19 protein-coding genes are annotated in these 19325 nt (G+C 62.7%); 15 read left to right on the top strand and 4 right to left on the bottom strand.

Annotation, left to right across the window (positions count from 1 at the left end):
• The first annotated feature begins 5 nt into the window (after positions 1–5).
• Positions 6–800: an alpha/beta hydrolase gene (locus tag ARUE_RS13720; RefSeq protein WP_011775249.1), complete on the top strand. Its 795-nt coding sequence runs from the start codon at positions 6–8 to the stop codon at positions 798–800.
• Positions 801–946: 146 nt separating this feature from the next.
• Here the strand turns inward: ARUE_RS13720 and ARUE_RS13715 are convergent, their stop codons facing one another.
• Complete coding sequence (locus tag ARUE_RS13715) at positions 947–2239, bottom strand: AI-2E family transporter (protein ID WP_014922166.1); 1293 nt, start codon at positions 2237–2239, stop codon at positions 947–949.
• A gap of 202 nt (positions 2240–2441) precedes the next feature.
• Here ARUE_RS13715 and ARUE_RS13710 point away from each other — a divergent pair, with 202 nt between their 5' ends.
• The 8 genes from ARUE_RS13710 to ARUE_RS13675 all read left to right on the top strand — a co-directional run bounded on the left by ARUE_RS13710 (position 2442) and on the right by ARUE_RS13675 (position 12025).
• Positions 2442–4253, top strand: a complete 1812-nt coding sequence (locus tag ARUE_RS13710) for a DUF8094 domain-containing protein (RefSeq protein ID WP_014922165.1) — start codon at positions 2442–2444, stop codon at positions 4251–4253.
• A 38-nt stretch (positions 4254–4291) separates the two neighbouring features.
• Complete coding sequence (locus tag ARUE_RS13705) at positions 4292–5290, top strand: tetratricopeptide repeat protein (RefSeq protein ID WP_014922164.1); 999 nt, start codon at positions 4292–4294, stop codon at positions 5288–5290.
• A complete protein-coding gene (locus ARUE_RS13700) occupies positions 5290–6390 on the top strand; it encodes an NADH:flavin oxidoreductase/NADH oxidase (protein WP_043470417.1) in 1101 nt (366 codons plus the stop codon). The genes ARUE_RS13705 and ARUE_RS13700 overlap by 1 nt, the downstream gene beginning before the upstream one ends.
• Positions 6391–6431: 41 nt before the next feature.
• On the top strand, positions 6432–7367 hold the full coding sequence (locus ARUE_RS13695) for an ABC transporter ATP-binding protein (RefSeq protein WP_286139751.1): 936 nt from the start codon (positions 6432–6434) through the stop codon (positions 7365–7367).
• Positions 7349–8920: a hypothetical protein gene (locus ARUE_RS13690; protein WP_014922161.1), complete on the top strand. Its 1572-nt coding sequence runs from the start codon at positions 7349–7351 to the stop codon at positions 8918–8920. Before ARUE_RS13695 ends, ARUE_RS13690 begins: the two co-directional genes overlap by 19 nt.
• An 87-nt stretch (positions 8921–9007) precedes the next feature.
• Entirely contained in the window at positions 9008–9790 is a 783-nt protein-coding gene (gene nagB, locus ARUE_RS13685; RefSeq protein ID WP_014922160.1) for a glucosamine-6-phosphate deaminase, read from the top strand.
• An 8-nt stretch (positions 9791–9798) separates the two neighbouring features.
• A complete protein-coding gene (locus ARUE_RS13680) occupies positions 9799–10137 on the top strand; it encodes a DUF3039 domain-containing protein (protein WP_014922159.1) in 339 nt (112 codons plus the stop codon).
• A 112-nt stretch (positions 10138–10249) separates the two neighbouring features.
• Positions 10250–12025, top strand: a complete 1776-nt coding sequence (locus tag ARUE_RS13675; RefSeq protein ID WP_011775240.1) for a DEAD/DEAH box helicase — start codon at positions 10250–10252, stop codon at positions 12023–12025.
• Positions 12026–12101: 76 nt separating this feature from the next.
• On the opposite strand, the gene ARUE_RS13670 is transcribed toward ARUE_RS13675, so the two are convergent.
• The gene (locus tag ARUE_RS13670; protein WP_014922158.1) at positions 12102–12728 is read right to left on the bottom strand and encodes an isochorismatase family protein; all 627 of its coding nucleotides are present in this window, start codon (positions 12726–12728) and stop codon (positions 12102–12104) included.
• Positions 12728–14056, bottom strand: coding sequence for a nicotinate phosphoribosyltransferase (locus tag ARUE_RS13665; protein ID WP_081589144.1), 1329 nt, complete (start codon positions 14054–14056; stop codon positions 12728–12730). Before ARUE_RS13665 ends, ARUE_RS13670 begins: the two co-directional genes overlap by 1 nt.
• Before the next feature lie 37 nt (positions 14057–14093).
• Between ARUE_RS13665 and clpS the strand changes: the two genes are divergently transcribed.
• The 6 genes from clpS (at position 14094) to rdgB (ending at position 18417) form a co-directional block, all read left to right on the top strand.
• Positions 14094–14456, top strand: a complete 363-nt coding sequence (gene clpS / locus ARUE_RS13660) for an ATP-dependent Clp protease adapter ClpS (RefSeq protein WP_011775237.1) — start codon at positions 14094–14096, stop codon at positions 14454–14456.
• Positions 14449–15015 (top strand): DUF2017 domain-containing protein, encoded by a 567-nt coding sequence (locus ARUE_RS13655; protein ID WP_011775236.1) that lies wholly within the window; start codon positions 14449–14451, stop codon positions 15013–15015. The genes clpS and ARUE_RS13655 overlap by 8 nt, the downstream gene beginning before the upstream one ends.
• Positions 15016–15079: 64 nt before the next feature.
• Positions 15080–16150 (top strand): glutamate racemase, encoded by a 1071-nt coding sequence (gene murI / locus ARUE_RS13650; protein WP_014922156.1) that lies wholly within the window; start codon positions 15080–15082, stop codon positions 16148–16150.
• Positions 16147–16944, top strand: coding sequence for an MBL fold metallo-hydrolase (locus ARUE_RS13645; RefSeq protein WP_011775234.1), 798 nt, complete (start codon positions 16147–16149; stop codon positions 16942–16944). Before murI ends, ARUE_RS13645 begins: the two co-directional genes overlap by 4 nt.
• A 55-nt stretch (positions 16945–16999) precedes the next feature.
• Complete coding sequence (rph, locus tag ARUE_RS13640) at positions 17000–17758, top strand: ribonuclease PH (RefSeq protein WP_011775233.1); 759 nt, start codon at positions 17000–17002, stop codon at positions 17756–17758.
• Positions 17755–18417 (top strand): RdgB/HAM1 family non-canonical purine NTP pyrophosphatase, encoded by a 663-nt coding sequence (rdgB, locus tag ARUE_RS13635; protein ID WP_014922155.1) that lies wholly within the window; start codon positions 17755–17757, stop codon positions 18415–18417. The genes rph and rdgB overlap by 4 nt, the downstream gene beginning before the upstream one ends.
• Before the next feature lie 71 nt (positions 18418–18488).
• On the opposite strand, the gene ARUE_RS13630 is transcribed toward rdgB, so the two are convergent.
• A complete protein-coding gene (locus ARUE_RS13630; RefSeq protein WP_187329962.1) occupies positions 18489–19250 on the bottom strand; it encodes a DedA family protein in 762 nt (253 codons plus the stop codon).
• Positions 19251–19325 lie beyond the last annotated feature (75 nt).

Raw genomic sequence — 19325 nt, 5'->3', positions numbered from 1 at the left:
ATTGCATGACTTTCGACCCCGCCTCGTTCGTTTTCACCCCGCAGGAAGCGCCCTCGGAAATTCGTGCTTCCACGGTCCTCCCTGCCCTGCGCGAGAATGTGGAATTCACCACTGAGGATGGCAAGGTGCTGGTGGGTGAGCTCGCGCTCCCGGCATCAGGAGAAATCACCGCCACGCTGATCACCCTCCACCCGCTGCCCACGCACGGGGGATTCATGGATTCGCACGTTTACCGCAAGGCCTCCTACAGGCTGCCGGCTTTGGCAGGAGTTGCTGTCCTCCGCTTCAATACCCGGGGCACAGCGTCGCCGCGCGGCACCAGCGACGGCCAGTTCGAGGAAGGCCTCGGGGAGCGCTATGACGTTGAAGCTGCAGTCAGGTTCGCCGTAGAACGCGGCCTGCCCAACCGCTGGCTCGTGGGGTGGTCCTTCGGAACCGAACTTGCCCTGATGTACGGGGCGGTGGATCCCGTCGCAGCGCAGGTTGAGGGAGCTGTGCTGCTGTCCCCGCCATTGCACCGCGCCACAGACGTGCACCTTAAGGAGTGGGCAGCCTCCGGGAAGCCCTTGACAGTCCTCGTGCCTGAACACGACGACTACCTGCAACCTGCCGAAGCGGCCCAGCGGTTCAGCCTCGTGCCGCAGGCCCGGCTTGTCGGCGTCGACGGCGCCAAGCACCTCTGGGTTGGCGAGAAGTACGCGGCGCGCATCCTGGATGAAATAGTCGACGACGTCACTCCGGCGGGTGCCGGAGCGGCCGGCCTTCCCCGGGAGTGGGCGGGGTCGGTGGCGAGTGCCTAGCTCGGTGGCGAGTGCCTAGCTCGGTGGCGAGTGCCTAGCTCGGTGGCGAGTGCCGGCCCGGCCGCCGAGTTGCTTACAGATAATGCCCCTAAACATCGCGTTTAGGGGCATTATCTGTTCGAAAACTCGTAGAGAAGGGGGAGGGCTCAGTGCCTGTCTTGCCGGACGATGAAGACTTCCTTCATCAGCAGCATGATCGCTGCTGCTGTGGGAATGGCGATCAGTGCGCCAAGGACGCCAAGCAAGCTGCCACCGGCAATCACCGAGATCACGGCCACGGCCCCCGGAACCGCCACAGCGCGCTGCATGATGCGGGGTGAGATGAAGTACGCCTCGAACTGCAGGTAGGCGAAGTAGGCGATCGCGTAGACCACGGCTGTCTGCCAGCCGGCGGTCAGTGCCACCAGGATGACCACGACAGCGGCGATCATGCCGCCTACCAAGGGGATGAACGCCAGCAGGGCAACCACGAACGCAAGCAGGACGCTGAATGGTATGCCCAGGATCGTCATCAGGATGAAGGCAAAAATAGCATTCAGGAGGGCTACGCAGACCTGGCCAATGACGTAATTGCCCACGGAATCGGTGATCGCTTCGGAGAGCGCCTCAACACGCGGACGGCGGGACCGGGGAGCGAGGCGGTAAGCCCATTTTTTCATGGACGGCAGGGCTGCCAGGAAATACAGGCTCAGGACCAGGACGATCAGCGAGCCGAACAGGCCGTTGGCCACAGTGGAACCGAAACCGACCACGCCGCCGAAGATGCCACCCATCGCCTCGGGATCCTTGACGAACTTGTCCAGTTCAGTGGTGATACGGTCACGCACGCCGAATTGGCTGTCTGCGTTGCGGAAGAAGTCTGAGTCGAGGAAGCCGCGGATCCACTCCGGGGCTTGTCGCACGATCTCCGATACCTGTTCAACGATGGTGGGTATCAGTGTTGCGAAGAAGCCTGCCACTGCCAGGACAAGCGCTGAGACGGAAATAAGAATGCCGGCCGGCCGCGGGACTTTGCGGCTTTCAAGCCAGCGAACCACGGGATCAAGTCCGAGGGCGATGAACAGTGCGGCCACGATCCACAAAATGAGCTGGGTGGTGTTGCTGGCAATGTAGAACACGGCCAAGGCAATGCCGACCCCGGCGGTACCCATGAATCCGACATAAACGGGGTGCTGGGATGACATCCGCGGGCCCGGGGCGCCGAAGCCGTGATCGTCTTCGGGCCGGAAAACTTCGGTGCCCTCTTCGGATTCAGTTTCAGGGGGCATCTCGAAGCGCAGCCGGTCCCGTGCTCCGGGGATGGGCCGCAGTAGTCTGCGGCTGATGGCAGCAAGGCGTCCGGTCCGGACCGGGACGGTCGCAGAAGTTCCCTCGGAAGGTCCACTCACCGCACTTGACCCGGGCTCATCGACGGGACGGGGCTCCATGTGGTCTTTCACGCGGTTTAGCTGCCTTTTCAGTGGTGGTACAGGGTGGACATAGGCGTTTGAAGGCCCTTATGTCATGATCATCGCCACACTATCAGGAGCGCGGAATGGCGCTGCATCGGCGCGGTGACGGGCTTTTCGGGATGTCGGGGAGATCACCTCGATCTGACTCTTTGATAACAAAACGGTTACCCTTGAAGTTCAACGACCGCTGATGATAGGTGATCCTGTGCGTTTGAAGACTGCAGCCTTGCTGGTGCTGCTGGGCCTGCTGACGATGCTGGCCGGTATTGGCCAGCTGACTTTTTGGGCCCCCTCCGAGACCGTAACGGCCTCGGTTCCCAGCGATACCAAAGCTGCCCCGCTGACCGTGATCGACCAAAAGTTGATCGCCCTCCACGACGGGCCGGTGAAGATCAAGATCCAGGGTGAAGGCAACTTCATCGTTGCCACGGGACGCCCGGACGACGTCGAAGCCTGGGTTGGCGAGACTGCCCACAACACGTTGACCGGTGTCTCCGCGGACCAGAAGTCACTGGAGGTTTCCTCTGCGGACGGCGAAGCCACTGCGCCTTCCCCTGCTGGATCCGATTTGTGGGTCAGCACCGAGGACGCCAGCGGCGAGCTGGACTACACATGGAACCCTCCCGCTGATGGTGAGTGGTCCCTGCTGGTAGCCGGCGACGGTACCCAGCCTGCGCCGTCGTCGATTTCCATGACGTTCCCGAACAATGCCACCACCCCATGGGCAGTGCCGCTGATTGTTCTGGGCATCGTCATCATCCTGGTGGGAGCGGCCTTGCCGTTCATCGCCAAAGCGCTCAGTAACCGCCGCAACGAAGGCGACGACGACGAGCCGCGCGACGGCGGAGAGACCACCACGCTGCCTGTCCAGTCGCCCAAGGATCAGTCGCCCAAGGATCAGTCGCACACGGTACAGTCCCCAACGGTTCAGTCACCTGCGGGTGACGAAGGCCGTGGTCGTGGTGCCGGCACCGAAGGTCCGACCCTCCGGATCACCGCACTCGCTGCCACGCTGGCAGCTGTCATGGTGGGCGGCACGGCCATCGCCGCCCAAGCCACCACGACGCCTGAGGCCACCTCAACGTCCTCTGCCGCAGCTACTGCCGACGGCGGGACCCCTGTCATGCTGGAATCCCAGCTGCAGAGGATCCTCGAGCAGGTAGCCAGCACGGTGGATGCAGCGGATGCCGCCAAGGACGCAGCAAAACTGGCTCCCCGGGTAGACAAGATGGAACTTCAGATCCGGACGCAGAACTACAAGATCCGGTCCACGGTCTCCGCCTACGAGCCGCGCATGCCGGTCCGCGCCACTAAGCTTCAGAGCAGCGTTATCAGCACCAAGCGCGACTGGCCCCGTACGGTATTCGCCCTCACGGAGGGCGAAGGAAACGTGGTGCCCCAGGTCCTGACCCTCGTGCAGCTTTCTCCTCGTGAAAACTACAAGCTGTGGGGCAGTGCGCCGCTTCAGCCTGGCACCAACTTCCCTTCCTTCCCGATTCCGCGCAAGGGTACCGAGTCTGTACCGGCGAGTGACAGCACGGGCTTGGCCTACAGCGGTAACGAGGCCTTGGAAATCCTGAGCGAGATGCTGACCAACCCTGAGTCGGCCAACCGAAGCAAGCTGGCCGATGGACAGTCTTCCCCGTACATCGCGGGCGCACTGGCCTATCAGGCGGACACCGTGAAGAACGGAACCAGCGCTAACTTCAAGTTCACGCACACGCCGGTCACCAATCAGACCGTGGTGCTGCGGACAGCCGATGGCGGTGCCCTGGTTGTGGGACGTTTGGACTTCGCCTTCGAAGGTACGCCCAAGGCGGCAGGCGACAAGCTTCTTCTTGAGGATGATTCTGCGGTCTTCGCCGGTGGAAAGGAAACCACGACGGGCATGGTACTGAACTTCGCCGAATCCGTGGCCGTATACATTCCGCCGGCAGGTTCTGCCGATCCCATGAAGCTCGTGGCCGCAACCCGCGGGCTGGTGGGGGCCAGCTTCAAGTAAGGCATATCCATGGCAGGGCAGCGGCTAGAGTGGACGGTATGAGTTCGCCCGGATACCGACCCACTCCAGCCGCTGCCAGCCAGCTCAATCTTCGCGGTGCCGTTGACCTGTCGTCGCTGCGCCGCCCGGCCGCCCCGCCGGTGCCTGCTGCTCCTGTTTCGGGGCAGGGCGAAACGCCTGAGAACGGCACGCCCCCAGCAGGCGAAACCGGCCAAGCTCCACTTCGGGTGGATGCAACCGAATCAAATTTCCAGGATCTGGTGCAGCTGTCTGCGCAGATCCCCGTGCTCTTCCTTCTTTGGTCGCGCTATGCGCCCGAGTCACCCGCCGTCCTCGACGCAGCAGAGCGCGTTGTTGAAGGCTACGGTGGCCGTCTGGTGCTTGCAGCCGCTGATGTGGACGCTTTCCCGCAGCTGGCGCAGGCTTTCCAGGTCCAGGCCGTCCCCACAGCCGTTGCTGTGGTTAAGGGACAGCCCGTTCCGCTTTTCCAAGGGCCCGCTGATGACGAGCAGATCCGAAGCCTTGTGGAGGAACTTCTTAAGGTTGCTGCAGCCAACGGGGTAACAGGCAGCATAGGTGACGCGGCGCCGGGCGAGGACACCGAACCGGCACCACTGCCGCCACTTCACCAGGCCGCCATTGACGCGATCGAAGCCGGAGACTATGCCGCAGCAGCCGTAGCTTACAAGCAGGCGCTCCTCGAGCAGCCGGCAGACACGGACGCCAAGGCCGGCCTTGCCCAGGTGGAGCTGATGGCACGCTTGGAAAAACTCTCTGCACCCGAGGCTGAAAGCCTCCGCGACCTCGCCGCGAAAGAGCCGGACAACGTCCAGGCCCAGTTGGATGTGGCCGACCTGGACATTTCCGGCGGTCACATCGAGGACGCGTTCAACCGCATCATCACGTTCATTGGCAGGAACTTCGGCCCCGAGCGTGAGACTGCCCGCCTGCGCCTTCTTGAGCTTTTTGAGGTTGTGGGCACCCAGGACCAACGGGTGGCAAAGGCCCGTCAGGGGCTCGCGAGGGTTCTCTTCTAGTGACATCCGCGCTGTTCACACCGCTTCAGCTGCGCTCTCTTAGCGTCCCGCACCGTGGTTGGGTATCGCCGATGTGCCAGTACAGTTGCCATCCGGAGACCGGGGAAGGCGTCCCGAACGACTGGCACTTGATGCACTTGGGCTCTTTTGCCGCCGGCGGCGCCGCGTTGATCCTGAGTGAGGCAGCGGCGGTGAACGCGGCAGGCCGGATCAGCCCGCTGGACGCCGGGCTGTACTCAGATGAGCAGGCTGCCGGATGGGAACGGATAGTGGCGTTCGTTCACCGGCATGCCGCCGTCGACTGCAAGATAGGGGCGCAACTCGCCCACGCGGGGCGCAAGGCATCTACGTATTGGCCGTTTTCGGATCGCTCCGGCTCAGTTCCGGAGTCCGACGGCGGATGGGTCACCGTGGGACCTACCGGCGATCCGTTTGATGGCTATGCTGCGCCGCACGTTATGAGTGAAGAGGATATCCACGGCGTGGTGGCTGACTTCGCTGCCGCTGCCAGTCGCGCCGTGGCAGTGGGCTTTGACACTGTGGAGATCCACGGAGCTCATGGCTACCTGCTGCACCAGTTTCAAAGCCCCCTCATCAACACCCGGACCGATGGCTGGGGCGGAAACGAGGAGGGACGGAACCGGCTGATGCTCACCGTGGTGGATGCGGTCAGGGATGCCATTCCCGACTCCACGCCCCTCCTGCTCCGTATCTCAGCGTCTGATTGGGCGGAGGGCGGCGTTGATCCTGACGCTTCTGTTCGTCTGGCCCGCGCCGCTGCCGAACGTGGCGTTGATCTGGTGGACGTTTCCAGCGGCGGCGCAGTAGCGCATCAGCAGATCAGGGCTGTGCCCGGTTATCAGGCAGGTTTCGCCCACCGTGTGAAGAACGACGCCGGTGTTCCCACCGGCGCGGTGGGTTTGCTCACGAGTGCCGCGCAGGCGGAGGACATTGTGGCCAACGGAAGGGCGGATGCCGTTTTCATGGCCAGGGCCGCGTTGCGGGATCCGCACTGGTGGCTCAGGGCAGCCTACGAACTAGGCCATGATATTCCTTGGGTTCCGCAGTATCAGCGGGCCGTCCCCCGCCACGGCTTCTAGGAGCTCCTCAGGTTAGTGTTGGCAAAGGTTAGGCTGTGTTCATGACGGAACCACGCCATGAACCCACGCCCACGTCCGCGCCGCCACAAGCGTCCGCGCCGCCACAAGCGTCCGCTGCGCCACAATCCCCGGCAACGCCGCTGGCTCCCGAAACGCAGCACGTCGACCAGCCGGGGGTTGGCAACCTCCTGTTGCCTTCCGAAGGTTCTGCGGAGAGTACGCCGTTGGCTGCACTTTCCATCCGGGGCTTGGCCAAGCGATTCGGCGAGAAGATCGCCGTCGATGGCGTGAGCCTGGAGGTACCTGCGGGTTCGTTCTACGGGATGGTTGGTCCCAATGGTGCCGGCAAGACCACCACGCTGTCCATGGCTACTGGCCTGCTGCGGCCCGATTTTGGCACGGCCCTGGTTCACGGCGTGGACGTCTGGAAGCAGCCCTTGGAGGCTAAGAAGCTCATGGGCGTCCTGCCGGATGGCGTGCGCTTGTTCGACAGGCTGACGGGCGAACAATTAGTCACCTATTCGGGGTTGCTCCGCGGAATGGACCGTGACGTGGTGGGCTCAAGGGTTTCTGAATTGCTGGCTGCCCTTGATCTTGAAGCAGACGCCGGTACGTTGGTTGTTGACTACTCGGCAGGTATGACCAAGAAGATCGCCCTTGCGTCCGCACTTATCCATGCACCCCGGCTCCTCGTCCTGGATGAGCCTTTTGAATCGGTGGATCCTGTTTCGGCTGCCAACATCAGGGGCATTTTGGAGAGTTACGTCTCCTCCGGCGGCACCGTCATTGTGTCCAGCCATGTCATGGACCTTGTGCAGCGCATGTGCAGCCACGTCGCCGTGGTCGCGGGCGGGCGGGTGCTGGCGGCAGGATCCGTGGATGAGGTCCGGAACGGCTCCACCTTGGAAGAACGGTTTGTGCAGTTGGTGGGCGGCGGACACCGGACGGAGGGGCTGGAATGGTTGCGCACCTTCTAAACCTGAAGTGGCGCCTGCTTCTTAACGGATTCAAACGCAGCCCGTGGCAGTTGGTGGGCATGGCCCTCGGCTTGCTGTATGCACTGGGCGTCCTGTCACTCTTGATCGGCGGACTCATTGCGCTGCGCTGGGTTGACGCTGAGATTGCCCACACCGCTGTGGTGCTGGGCGGTGCAGCCACTGTGCTGGGGTGGGCCATAATTCCCCTCGTCGCTTCCGCGGCTGACATGACTTTGGATCCCGCTCGTTTTACGACGTTCGCTATTCCGCCGAGGCAGCTCCTGGCGGGGCTTGCGTTGGCAGGGTTCATTGGCATTCCGGGCATCGCCACCTTGCTCGCCGCCTTGGGCACGGTGGGTACCTGGTGGCGCAGTGTTCCGGCCGTAGCGGGTGCTTTGTTGGGTGCCATCCTGGGGGCCCTTACGTGCGTGGTTTTGTCCAAGGTGGTTACGACGGCGACGGCCGGCCTTGCCTCTTCGCGACGCTTCAAAGACGTCAGCAGCATCATCGTCTTCATTCCGCTGATGCTGTTGGGGCCCATCATGGTGGGAATCGTGGACGGGGTTCGCGGCAGCGCCGACTACCTGCCCGTGTTGGCCCGCACTGTGTCCTGGACGCCGCTAGGTGCGGCGTGGTCTCTGGGTGGCGACCTTGAGTCCGGCAACGTGGGCGCCGCGGCGCTCAAGTTTCTGATCTCGGCGGCAACCATCGCCGGCCTCCTCCTGTGCTGGCATCTTCTGCTGCAGCGAGCCCTGGTGACCCCTCCGTACTCCGGAGGCTCGGCAAGGAAGGGCGGAAAACTCGGATTGTTCGGCGTACTCCCCGGGACGCCTGCGGGCGCAGTTGCTGCCCGGTCCTTAATCTATTGGATGAAGGATCCGAGGTACGCGGCATCCCTGGTGATTGTTCCGTTGTTCCCCGTTCTCTTTTTCTTCAGCGGATCACAGAGTGGCAGCTATGGTCTGCTGATGCTTTTGGGGCCGTTGACCGCGTTCATGATGGCGTGGTCCATTTGCGCCGACGTCTCGTATGACAACACGGCTTTTGCCCTTCACCTCGCGGCGGGAGTCCGGGGCATTGACGATCGCCTGGGACGGGCTTTGGCATGCTTGGCGATCTCACTTCCAGTGGTGCTGGTGTTCACCATAGGGCCACTCTTCGTCACTGGTGATTGGCAATGGCTGCCCAACCTTTTGGGCTTGTCGCTGGGAACGCTCTTCACCGGGTTGGGACTCTCATCCGTGATATCGGCCCGCTACAACATCGCCGTGCCGTTGCCGGGGGACAGTCCTTTCAAGAAGCCTCCGGGAAATGTCGCCCAGACGCTGGCAGTCCAGGCCGTTGGCATGGGCCTCTTGGCGCTCCTGCTCGTTCCGGAGCTTGCACTGGTGGCTGTCCAAGCGTTCAGCGGCGGCCCCGAGGCCGGATGGATCAACCTGGCCGTCGGTCCTTTACTGGGCGTCATCTTGTTCGTGGTTGGTGTGCGCCTCGGTGGAAAATGGTTGGACGCGCGGGGTCCGGAAATGTTCGCCCAACTCAGCGTGAACCGCTAGCCCCGTAATAACCGTGCCCTAAGGTGGGACATGGGATAACCTCATTGTGAATTAGCTCGAAGACCATAACTACGAAAGGCCGTGACGATGGAAGTTGTCATTCTCCCTGGCACCAAGCAAATCGGTGCGCTGGCAGCCGACGCCATCGAGGCACTGGTGCGCCGTAAGCCCAACGCGGTCCTGGGCTTGGCCACGGGCTCGTCTCCGCTGCCTATCTACGACGAACTGGCAAGCCGCTACGAAGCCGGGGGATTGGACTTCAGTCAAGCACACGGTTTCGCTTTGGATGAGTATGTCGGGCTCGAAGCAGGACATCCCGAGTCTTACCGCGAGGTGATTCGGCGTGAGTTCACCAATCGGGTCAATATCAAGCCGGAGAATGTCCACGGACCGGATGGTGCGGCCGCGGACCTTGAGGCAGCGTGCCAAAGCTATGAAGATGCCATCAAGGCCGTGGGCGGAGTGGATCTCCAGATTCTGGGCGTCGGCACGGACGGGCATATCGGTTTTAATGAGCCCGGATCTTCCCTGGCCTCCCGTACACGTATCAAAACGCTGATCGAGCAGACCCGCAAGGACAACGCCCGGTTCTTCGACAGCATTGACGACGTTCCCCATCACGTAGTCACACAGGGCCTCGGGACCATCATGGATGCCCGGCATGTGGTGTTGGTCGCAACAGGTGCCCAGAAAGCCCAGGCGGTTCGCGATTTCGTGGAGGGCCCGGTAGCTGCCATTTGCGCGGCGTCCATCCTTCAGATGCACCCGCACGCCACGATTCTGGTGGACGAGGCGGCCGCGTCGTCGCTGAAATTGGCCGACTATTATCGGCACACCTATGACAACAAGCCGGAGTGGCAGGGACTGTAGACGGTAAGATGTTTGGCATGACTACGCTTCCTCCGGATCCATTCGAAAACGACCCCATGCGCGAGCTTTCCGGAGCCGGAACGTCCACTTCCACTATTGAGCGTGAGGAAACGCGTCAGGAAGTGGAACCCGGCGACCGCGAGCGGTTTTCGCACTACGTCCGCAAGGAAAAGATCATGGAGTCGGCCCTGACCGGCGAGCCCGTCATTGCCCTGTGCGGCAAAGTCTGGACGCCGGGGCGCGATCCCCAGAAGTTCCCGGTCTGCCCGGAGTGCAAGGAGATTTACGAAGGCCTCCGCCCCGGTAACGACGGTGGAAAAAACGGCGGCCCGGGCAACTCCAAGTAGTGGGTGGGAAGAGAACACCGGCCCACACTGATCATCACCGTCTTTCGGTCCGCTTTGGCGTGCCCGGAAAGCCGGCGATCGTGGTCGCTGCCATCAGGCCGGGGGAGTCAGCATGACAGAAACACTTTTTGGCGGACCATCGCTGCCTCCGGCGTACCCGGAGCGTGCTGCCTGGGGTACGGCGCCCAAGCTCCGTGCGTGGCAGCAGGAGGCGCTTGACCTCTACATGACCCGCAATCCAAAGGACTTCCTCGCTGTGGCAACGCCCGGCGCTGGTAAGACCACTTTCGCGCTGCGCATCGCCACCACCCTGCTGGACAGCGGGGTGGTCAATCGCATCACCATTGTGGCGCCCACTGACCACTTGAAGCGGCAGTGGGCGGACGCCGCAGCAAAAGTGGGCGTCGCCATTGATCCAAACTTCAAGAACTCAGACGGCCAACACGGCCGCGGGTTCGTGGGTGTCGCGGTCACATATGCGCAGGTGGCGAGCAAGCCCATGCTGCACCGCGCGAAGACTGAAGCTGCCCGCACCTTGGTGATCCTCGACGAAATCCACCACGGCGGCGAGGCTCTCTCGTGGGGTGACGGCCTGCGCGAGGCCTTTGATCCTGCTGCGCGGCGCTTGTCCTTGACAGGTACACCCTTCCGTTCGGACACGTCGCCGATTCCTTTCGTTGAGTACGCCGAGGACCGCGACGGTATTCGCCGTTCCAAGGCCGACTACACCTACGGTTATGGCAACGCCCTGCGGGACCATGTGGTGCGTCCTGTGCTGTTCATGGCCTATTCCGGCCAGATGCGCTGGCGGACAAGTGCCGGAGATGAAATGGCGGCGTCGCTGGGCGAGGCTGCCGTCACGAAGGACATCACCTCGCAGGCTTGGCGAACTGCTTTGAACCCCACCGGCGAGTGGATCCCAGCCGTGCTTGCAGCTGCGGACAAACGGCTCGGCGAGGTTCGGCGGACGGTTCCGGACGCCGGTGGCCTGGTGATTGCCACGGATCACGATGACGCCCGCGCCTATGCCGGTCAGCTGAAGAAGATTACGGGCCAGTCGCCCACTGTGATTCTTTCCGATGATTCCAAGGCTTCCAGCAAGATCGAGGAATTCTCCGCTGGGGACCAGCGCTGGATGGTGGCTGTCCGCATGGTGTCCGAAGGCGTGGACGTTCCACGTCTCTCCGTGGGCGTGTATGCCACCTCAACGTCAACGCCGCTGTTCTTTGCCCAGGCCGTGGGGCGCTTTGTGCGTGCCCGCAAGAGGGGCGAGACGGCGTCGGTCTTCCTGCCCTCCGTACCTCCGCTGATGGTGCTCGCCAACACCATGGAGGCCGAACGCGATCACGCGTTGGACCGCCCCGAAAAAGACGAGGACGGCCTTTTCAACCCGGAAGAAAACCTCATGGCGGAGGCCAACCGCGAGGACAAGGCCTCGGACGAGCTCACCAAGGGCAAGTTCGAAGCCTTGGATTCCCAGGCCTCTTTTGACCGGGTCCTTTTTGACGGCGGCGAGTTCGGCACAGGTGCGGATATCGGTTCGGATGAAGAGTTGGACTTCCTGGGAATTCCGGGGCTTCTTGACGCCGAGCAAGTAGGTACGCTCTTGCGTCAGCGCCAGCACGAACAGCAGTCACGGAAGAAGCGCCAGTCGCCCTTGGCAGCTGCGGCTTCGCCCGCGGTTCCCGACCACCGCATGCTGATGGACCTGCGCAACGAGCTGGCCAAGAACGTGGCGGCCTGGTCCGCCCGCACCGGCACGCCGCATGGAGTGGTTCATACCAAGCTGCGTGAAGTGTGCGGCGGTCCCGCTGTTGCCCAAGCGAACGAGGAACAGTTGCAGGCCCGCCTGCGCAAGCTTCAGGATTGGTTCATCGGCAGGAAGTAGCTGGTTCGAATTTCAGCAGTAAACACGGGAGGCGCCGCGGTTGCGGCGCCCTCCCGTGTTTCCAGCCGTTTCAGCTTCAGTCGCGTTCAACCTCGACGCCGGCGGCTTCCATTTCGTCGTAGGCGTCGGTGAGGTCTTCGGCGATTCCGGCCGTGAGTTCAGCGATGACCGTGGTGGTGTAACCGGCCTGCACAGCATCCAGTGCCGTGGCCTTGACGCAGTAGTCCGTTGCGAGCCCCACTACCACCACTTCCTCGACGTCGTGGCTTTGCAGCCAGTCGTCAAGCCCGATCGCGTCTTCATCGAGGACCTCAGTTTCGGTGGTGCCTGCTTTGAGGTCACCGGTGGGGACATCGTCCTCAGGAGCCAGGACGCCCTCGAATCCGGAGTAGGCAGCGGTGAACTGCCCTTTGCGGAAGTAGGCCTGGATGTACTCGGGATCAAGGTCTTCGTGGAGTTCGGCACCTTTGCTCCTGGCCCTGCAGTGCGGAGGCCAGGAATCAACCATGTCCGGGTCATCCGAAAAGTGCTCGCCGGGCTCGATGTGCCAGTCCTGGGTGGCAACGATGTGATCGAAGTGTTGCTGGTTGGCATCTACATACTCCGTGATGGCACCGGCTACCGCGGCTCCCCCTTCGACGGCGAGCGTTCCGCCTTCGCAGAAGTCATTTTGTACATCGACGATGATCAGGGCCCTGGACATCAGTTCTCCTCGTAGATGGTGGGGATGGCAGCTTCGCCACGCTGCAAGCGGTTCACGACGGCGGGCAGCTCTGCCATGGTGGCTGCGTGCCGTTCACGGGCACGGATGACGCCTTCCGGTCCGGTCCATCCGGGCAGCACCTCGCCGTTCTTGACGAATTGGTGGAGCAGGACGCGGTCATTGCCGTCATCTTCCGGGCGGTGACCGATGCCAACGATCTCCTGGGTGGCCCGGCCGCGTTCGTTGAGCTTGCGGAGGGCGTATTTGCGTCCACCAACACTCGCCTTGTTCTTGGCTGCCTTGGCAACTGAAATGAACTCGCCGGCGTCGTTGGTGCGGCTGACCAGCTTGTAGACCATGCTCGCGGTGGGTGCCCCGGATCCGGTGACCAGGGACGTACCAACACCGTAGGAGTCAACCGGCGCCGACTGGAGCGCTGCGATGGCGAATTCGTCGAGGTCCGAGGTGACCACGATGCGGGTGTTGACGTTGCCGAGGTCATCCAGCATTTGCCGTACCCACTGCGCCTGCGCAATGAGGTCGCCCGAATCCAGCCGGACTGCGCCGAGTTTGTCACCGGCCAGTTCGACGGCGGTACGCACCGCCGTCTCGACGTCGTAGGTATCCACCAGCAGCGAGGTGCCTGGACCGAACGCTGCGATCTGTGCCTCGAAGGCCTCCCGTTCGGTGTCGTGCAGGAGGGTGAAGGAGTGTGCGGCTGTGCCGACGGTTTTGATGCCGTAGCGCCGGCCGGCTTCCAGGTTGGAGGTGCTGGCGAAGCCGGCAATCACGGCGGCGCGGGCCGCCGCCGTCGCTGATTCTTCCTGGGTACGCCTGGAGCCCATTTCGATGCACGGGCGTGTGCCGGCCGCTGAGGTCATCCTTGAGGCCGCGGAAGCAATGGCGCTGTCGTGGTTGAGGACTGACAGGATGAACGTTTCCAGGATGCAGGCCTCGGCGAACGTTGATTCGACGATGAGGATGGGGGAGTTGGGGAAATAGGCGTCACCCTCGGCGTAACCCCAGATGTCGCCGCTGAATTTGTAGTCGGCCAAGTAGTCCAGGGTTTCCTGGTTGACCACTTTGTTTAGCTCAAGGAACGCGAGCTCGGCGTCGCCGAAACGGAAGTCTGCGATGCCCTCCAAGAGGCGGCCTGTGCCGCCCACTACGCCATAGCGGCGGCCGTCCGGCAGCCGCCGGGCGAATGCCTCGAACACCGAGCGGCGGTGCGCGGCGCCCGAATGCAAGGCTGCCTGAAGCATGGTCAGTTCGTAGTGGTCTGTGTACAAGGAAGTTGCGGGGTGGTCCCACGACGAGGCTATACTCACGAATTCACTCTAGTGCGAGCCGCCATAGAATGGACAGATGAGCCCTAGCGTTGCGTATGGCACGGACATTGATGAGAGGACGAAAGCTGCGGAGCAGTCGTCCACCGATGTCCTGACAGCCCCTGATATCCCGTGGAACCTTGTGATCTGGAATGATCCCGTGAACCTGATGAGCTATGTGAGCTATGTGTTCCAGAGTTACTTCGGCTACTCCGAGTCCAAAGCCCACAAGCTCATGATGGAGGTCCATAAGAAGGGCCGGTCCATTGTGGCCCATGGCAGCAAGGAACAAGTGGAGCAGCACGCGGTGGCCATGCACGGTTTCGGTCTGTGGGCCACTGTGGAGAAGGCCGCGAGCGGCAACGAAACACCCGGAAAGGGCGGCCGCCAGCGTGGCTAAGGCATTCAAATACGGACTCAAAGGCATCAGCGGATACCTGGAGCCCGCGGAGCGTGACCTCCTGCGCGGGTTGCTGGACGACGTCATTTCCATGTTGGAATCGGACGTTCGGGAGAACGAAGACCCGCTGGCGGCGCTGATCGGCCTGGACATGGACGTCAAGAAGCCCAACGACCGCGCCCTGCTGCGCCTGTTGCCGAACGTCATGAAGGACGACGACGAGGGCTCGCTGGAGTTCCGCCAGCTCACCGAACGCTCTGTTCGGGAGAGCAAAATTGGTGCCTTGAGGGCTGCAGCTTTGGGCCTGGACAAAAACGAGCTTGTTCTGACGCCGGAGGATGCCAAGCGGTGGTCGATGGCGCTGAACGACGTCCGGCTTGTCCTGGCCGAACGCCTGGACATCCGCGATGAAGCGGATGCAGAGCACATCCACAGCATGCAGGACTGGAGCCAGGCGGAGGATGTGGAGAGTTACTTGGCCCTCGTCTACAACTTTACGACGTGGCTCCAGGAGTCCTTGGTGCAGGCAATGATGGCCGCAAGGCAGGCGAAATCCTGATCCGGATGGCGGGTTGCTGCTTCAGCTCTGTGACAAATCAGACACGAGGCGGAGAACACAGTTAATGGCCGGACACCACGGGAAGCCTTATTCTCGAATAATTATGACTTCAGCATCGGGTTCACCAAGCGGCGCGTTGGGCAGCAGCACCCCCACCAGCAACGGGGAACTCATAGGGGCACGTCCGATCGGCATTTTTGATTCAGGCGTGGGCGGGTTGACGGTGGCACGTTCCATCATCGATCAACTCCCCAACGAATCGATTCTTTACGTCGGCGACACCGCTAATGGCCCCTATGGTCCACTGCCCATAGCCGAAGTCCGTGCCAACGCGCTGGGCGTCATGGACGAACTGGTGGATTCCGGCGTGAAGTTGCTGACCATTGCCTGCAATTCGGCATCCGCCGCTGTGCTCCGTGATGCGAGGGAACGCTACACGGCCCGTTATGGCATCCCGGTCATCGAGGTTATCCAGCCGGCAGTCCGGCGTGCAGTCTCTGCTACCCGCTCCGGCAAGATCGGCGTGATCGGAACCTCGGCCACTGTGGGGTCCAGAGCTTATGAGGATACGTTTGCCGCCGCGCCGGACCTCACCATCACTTCCGTGGCTTGCCCGGCGTTCGTGAACTTCGTGGAGGCGGGAATCACCACCGGTCCCGACCTCCTGGCTGCTGCCAATGAATACCTGGAGCCCCTCAAGTCCGCCGGCGTGGACACTGTTGTCCTGGGCTGCACCCACTACCCGCTGCTGACAGGCGTGATTTCTTTCGTCATGGGCGAGGACGTCACCCTGGTTTCCAGCGCTGAGGAGACGGCCAAGGATGTCTACCGTGCTTTGGCCAACCACGGCATCCAGCGGACGGAGGCACAGGCGCCGAGCCACGAATTCGTAGCCACGGGTGATGCCACGCAGTTCGAGACCCTGGCCCGCCGCTTCCTGGGGCCGGAAGTCCTCTCCGTGAAGCACGTGGATCACGTCGCGGCCCAGTACCCCACAGGCAGCCTGGCCCGCATCACTCCGGAGATGCTGGAAGCCGCACGTTCGGGAGCAGGGCTGTCCCGCCGCTCGTACTTCGTCCAGCCGGAGGACACCCTCGCCGGCGACGCTCGCACCACCATGGGACGTGGCCTGTGAAACTGACCATCGTAGGCTGCACGGGCTCGTTCCCCGGTCCTGGTTCGCCGGCGTCGTGCTATCTGGTGACAGCGCACGACGGTGAGCGCGAGTGGAAGATCGTGATGGACCTGGGCAGCGGAGCTTTGGGTGCCATCCAGCGCTATACGGATCTGGAAGACATCGATGCGATCTTCCTCACGCACTTGCACCCTGATCACTGCATGGACCTCTGCGGCCTCCACGTCGCGGTTCGTTGGAAGCCGGGCGGCTGGGGCCGGGATCGCCTGCCAGTGTGGGGTCCTGCGGCTACTGCGGACAGAATGGCCACCGCCTACGGGCTGGACCTCGACCCCGGCATGCACGAGGAATTCGACTTCACCAACTGGACCGAGCTCAAGCCGGTCACGGTGGGTCCCTTCACTGTGACCCCTTTCGCGGTCAACCACCCTGTCGAGGAGGCTTACGCCTTGCGCGTTACTGCCACGGAACCGGGCAAGGACGGCGTTCCCGTTACCAGGATCCTGACGTACTCCGGGGACACGGATTCCTGCCAGGGGCTCGAGGACGCCGCGAGGGGCTCGGACTTGTTCCTGTGCGAGGCGGCATTCGAGGAAGGCAGGGATGACGGCATCAAGGACGTCCACCTTACGGGCAAGCGTGCAGGTGAGGCTGCCATGAATGCCGGTGCCAAACGCCTCCTCCTGACACACATCCCGGTGTGGACCTCCCAGACCAAGGTGTTGTCCGAGGCCAAGCCGGTCTTCACCGGTGACGTTGCAGTCGCCGTCGCCGGAGTCCACTACACGATCTAGCCTCGCACCTTACCCGGCGTCGGGGTGGTGCCTTCAGCTTGGCTAAGCTTGAACCATGACTTCTGAAGCTACAGCCACTCCCGTCATCCGCGCCGATGGCCGGACCCCCGATCAACTGCGACCCATCAGCATCACCCGCGGCTGGTCGAAGCAGGCCGAGGGCTCGGCACTGATCGAATTCGGCAACACGCGGGTTCTGTGCACCGCTTCCCTGACCGAGGGTGTGCCCCGCTGGCTCAAGGGCGAAGGCCGCGGATGGGTCACGGCCGAGTACGCCATGCTTCCCCGTGCCACGAACACCCGTTCCGACCGCGAGTCGGTCAAGGGCAAGATCGGTGGGCGCACGCATGAGATCTCGCGCCTCATTGGCCGCTCGCTGCGCTCCATCATCGACACCAAGGCACTGGGCGAAAACACGATCGTTCTGGACTGCGACGTCCTGCAGGCCGACGGCGGCACGCGCACCGCCGCGATCACCGGCGCTTACGTGGCGCTGGCGGAAGCTATCCGCTTTGCACGTGAGAACAAGCTCATTGCCCGCAACGCGGAGCCCCTGGTGGATACCATTGCAGCGGTCTCCGTGGGCATCATTGACGGTGTCCCGATGCTGGATCTTCCGTATGTGGAGGACGTTCGTGCGGAGACGGACATGAACGTTGTGGTGACCGGTTCGGGCAAGTTCGTGGAAGTTCAGGGCACCGCAGAAGGCGCTCCGTTCGATCGCGACGAGCTCAACGCCCTCTTGGACCTCGCACTCCTCGGCACCACGCAGCTGTCCGCCATCCAGCGTGAGACGCTGGCCGAAGCACCGTGAGCAGCGCACAGGCCTCTGAGGCTCCACGCCTCGTCCTGGCAACACACAACAAGGGCAAGCTGAAGGAACTCCGGGAACTGCTGCGGGGCCAGGTGCCAGGGCTCGACGTCGATACCCAGGTGGTGGACGCCGCTGCGGCAGGTGCCCCGGATGTTGCCGAAACCGGTGTCACCTTTGCTGAGAACTCCCTCCTCAAGGCCAGGGCGGTGGCGGAGGCGACCGGCCTGGTGGCCATCGCCGACGACTCGGGATTGGCCGTTGATGTCCTGGGCGGGGCTCCGGGTATCTTCTCGGCACGCTGGTCCGGCACGCATGGTGATGACATCGGCAATCTGAACCTGTTGCTGGCACAGCTCTCCGATGTTCCGGACGCTTTCCGCGGAGCTGCGTTCGTATGCGCTGCTGCCTTGGCGGTCCCGGGTCCCGACGGCATTGCCCACGAGACCGTGGAGTATGGCCAGTTGGAAGGGACGTTGCTGCGTGAACCCCGCGGCGAGGGTGGTTTCGGCTACGACCCCGTGCTGCAACCCGCCGGAATGGATCGGAGCTGTGCCGAGCTTAGCCCCGCAGAAAAGAACGCCATCAGCCACCGCGGACAGGCGTTCCGTGCTTTGTTGCCCGCCATCGTATCGGCGTTGTCCGGGCCAGACGCCACGTAGCTTGCTCCTGTACGTGAAAAGGCACCCTGCTGCTGCGGGGTGCCTTTCGCGTTTCAGGGGTTCCAGGAGCCTTAGTGCTCGCCGTGCTTGCCGCCCTCGTGTTCCTCGATGAATTCCTCCACGGGGTCCGTGCCTTCGGCAGCGGCCCTGCGCTTTGCCATGAATCCACGGCCGATCTCAATGAAGATGGGGATGACCGAGATCAGAACGATGACGATGAAGATAATGTCGATGTTGTTTCCAACCCACTCGAACTGGCCAAGCCATGCGCCGAGCAGGGTAACACCGCCGCCCCAAAGGACGGCGCCGATGACGTTGAAGAGGAAGAACTTGCGCTTGTCCATCTGAGCCACGCCCACGATCACCGGCACGAAGGTGCGGATGATGGGAACGAACCGTGCCAGTATCAAGGCTTTGCCGCCGTGCTTTTCGAAGAACGCATGGGCGCTCTCCACGTTCTCCTTTTTGAAAAGCCTGGAGTCGGGCTTGTTGAAGATGGCCGGGCCGGCCTTGGATCCTATGAGATAACCGGTCTGGTTGCCGATGATGGCAGCCACGATGATCATGGCGCACATGGCCCAGAGGTTGAACTCGATAGCCCCGGTGGAGACCAGGAGCCCCGCCGTGAACAGCATCGAGTCACCGGGCAGGAAGAACCCCACAAGGAGGCCTGTTTCTGCGAACACAATGGCGCAGACCAGAAGGACCACCCACGGTCCCAAAGGTGAATCGCGGAGGAAGACGTCGGGGTTCAGCCAGTCCGGCAGGAACGAAGCCATAGGCGGCTGTACCGGGCCCGCGCCCCCGAAAGTGGATACGGCAAGGTCGCTTATCGCAGTAAAGATCACCCATCAAGCCTACTTGACGGCCGTCGTCGTATTTTTCCGGTGAGCCGCTTGACTCCTGGT

Source organism: Arthrobacter sp. Rue61a (assembly GCF_000294695.2).
Classification (GTDB): Bacteria; Actinomycetota; Actinomycetes; order Actinomycetales; family Micrococcaceae; genus Arthrobacter; species Arthrobacter aurescens_A.
The sequence above is the reverse complement of the archived record's forward strand: the minus strand, read 5'-3'. Positions and strand labels throughout refer to the sequence as shown.